The organism is Bradyrhizobium sp. (genome assembly GCF_028868675.1).
Lineage (GTDB): Bacteria > Pseudomonadota > Alphaproteobacteria > Rhizobiales > Xanthobacteraceae > Bradyrhizobium.
Genome location: NZ_JAGWUA010000359.1, coordinates 1 through 2,126, shown reverse-complemented (window position 1 = coordinate 2,126; position 2,126 = coordinate 1). Strand labels below are relative to the sequence as shown.

The 2,126-nt window shown below is 66.4% G+C and carries 4 protein-coding genes; 1 reads left to right on the top strand and 3 read right to left on the bottom strand.

Annotation, left to right across the window (positions count from 1 at the left end):
- The coding region (locus tag KGM94_RS25070; RefSeq protein WP_300265394.1) for a hypothetical protein at positions 1–219 on the top strand (219 nt) is incomplete at its 5' end.
- Here KGM94_RS25070 and KGM94_RS25065 read toward each other — a convergent pair.
- The 3 genes from KGM94_RS25065 to KGM94_RS25055 form a co-directional block, all read right to left on the bottom strand.
- Positions 216–1,271: a lytic transglycosylase domain-containing protein gene (locus KGM94_RS25065; RefSeq protein WP_300265391.1), complete on the bottom strand. Its 1,056-nt coding sequence runs from the start codon at positions 1,269–1,271 to the stop codon at positions 216–218. The two genes, KGM94_RS25070 and KGM94_RS25065, sit on opposite strands and share 4 nt — an antisense overlap.
- A gap of 161 nt (positions 1,272–1,432) precedes the next feature.
- Complete coding sequence (hisI, locus tag KGM94_RS25060; protein WP_300265388.1) at positions 1,433–1,855, bottom strand: phosphoribosyl-AMP cyclohydrolase; 423 nt, start codon at positions 1,853–1,855, stop codon at positions 1,433–1,435.
- 28 nt (positions 1,856–1,883) lie between these two features.
- Positions 1,884–2,126 (bottom strand): GTP cyclohydrolase I (locus KGM94_RS25055; RefSeq protein ID WP_300265385.1); only part of this gene is annotated, 243 nt, incomplete at its 5' end.

Below are 2,126 nucleotides of genomic sequence, written 5' to 3'. Positions count from 1 at the left end.
GCGACCGTGATCACGCTCAATATGGCAATCAAGGCTAATTCAAGCAGCTTGGTCATGGTGCCAAATCGTACGACTGTGGCGTGGTTTTACTGCTTTGATTTGCGGAAATCCATTAGGCGAGGTCGACCGTGGATCAAAGGCCGAAATCCTCATCAGGACAACAAGGCATCTGCTTCAGCGCCGAAAGCGGCCATCGCGCTCAGCGAGTATGAGTTCTAGCTCGAGAACGTGCCGGCGCGGTCGCTGAACAGGTCGAGCGGCGTCGGTGCCCGAACCTCGGGCATCGCGCTCGCAATCGGGGGCGCGCTCGCGACCGAGGTGAGCGAGGCGTTGTCGCCCCACAATTTCTTCACGGCCGACGACACCGGCGCGGTGCTTTCGCCCGGCTGATACAGCGAGCGGAACGCCGGCGTATTGTCGGCAACCGTCACGGACGATGGCGTGGACACCGGCGTCGCCGAACGCGCCTCCGGGAAGGTCTGCAGGTAGGCGGCGTTGTCGACGATCGGCGCGGATCGCGTCGGCTGCGTCACCTGCGCGGTCTGCACCGTCGGCGCGGCGCTCGCCACCGCGGTGGTCGAGGGCTTGTCGCCATAGAGCGCCATGGCCGTGCGCGTCGCCTTCGAGTTCGCGGCATTCGCGTAGCGCGTCGACAACACGCCGTAGACTTCGGAGACGCTGCGCGCCCGCCCGCTCCTGTCGTAGAAGATCGGGCGGTTGGCGGCGGCCGCGTTGGGAAACAGCCGCGCGCCGCTCGCCTGCGGATTGTCCTCGGCGTTGGCGATCAGTTTTGCGGCCCCGCCGACCCCCATGAAATGCGCCATGTAGAGTTCGGCATCGCTCGGGCGGCGACCGAGCTTGCCGGTCAGCTTGAAGCTGTTGGACTGCGCCAGCACCGCGGCCATGTCGGAGGCGGCCTGCGGATCGTCGCGCAGTTTCAGGATCGAGCGCCGCGTCGCCGGATCGGCCACGGTGTAGTTGCCGGACGAGGTGCGGGTGATGGCGTCGGAATAGCTGGCATAGCCGAGCTGGGCGCCCGCCTCCTTCACGGTGCCGAGCCAGGTCTGGTCGATGAATTGATAGAGCCCGTGCGCGGAGGAGGTGCTGGCGCCCGCGGTCGGATTGAAATCCGATTCCATCTTGGCCGTGGTCAGCATGTATTCGAAGCTGACGCCGGTGACGCCTGAGGCCTGCTTGATCGCGCCGGCGACGCGCGCCCGCGACGGGTCGATCGCGAACGTCTGCGTGGCACTTGAAGCGTCGACCGACATGATGGTGTGCCCGCCCTCGGCGGCGTTGGGGTGGCGCCGGCAATTCGGCGGCCATGCCGGTGCAGCGTGGGGCAAGTATGGTTAATGCGGAGTTAAGAAAACGGCCCGGCCCTTCCCGAGCCGTTCCGGGGCGCGCGAAGCGCGAACCCCGCATGTCCGGCTCATGTCTTGTACACGGCGTCTGGATCGAACAGCCTGTCGGCATCGACCAAGGACAGTCGCGCGCCGCCGCCGTCGGCCTCGACCTTGCGGTAGAAGCAGGACCTGCGGCCGGTGTGGCAGGCCGCGCCCACCTGCTCGACGCGGATCCAGACCGCGTCCTGGTCGCAATCGGTGCGCATCTCGACGACGCGCTGGGTCTGACCCGAGGTCTCACCTTTCCGCCACAACGCATTGCGCGAGCGGCTGAAATACCAGGCCTCGCCGGTCGCGATCGTCTTGCGCAGCGCTTCGTCGTTCATGTGGGCGACCATCAGCAATTCGCCGGTCGCCGCATCCGTCGCCACGCAGGTGACGAGGCCGGATGCGTCGAATTTGGGCTGGAAGCTCAGCCCTTCCTCGATGTCGTGGGAGTGAGTGGACACGAACGCCCTCGCCGATCGTTCGCGAGGATCAGCGTTGCGAGCCTCGCACCAGGGACAGGAAGCGGGCCTGCTCCGCCGGATTGTCGCGGAACATGCCGGTGAAACGGCTGGTGAACGTCATCGCGCCATGCTTGGCGACGCCGCGCACCGACATGCAGGTATGCTCGGCCTCGATCATCACGGCGACGCCGCGGGGCTTCAGCACCTCGTCGATCGCGGCCGCGATCTGCGCGGTGAGATGCTCCTGGGTCTGCAGCCGGCGCGCAAAGAT

Bases quoted from the DNA above. Each gene is read 5' to 3' on its own strand.
- KGM94_RS25065 (WP_300265391.1), bottom strand. From the start codon at position 1,271: ATGTCGGTCGACGCTTCAAGTGCCACGCAGACGTTCGCGATCGACCCG.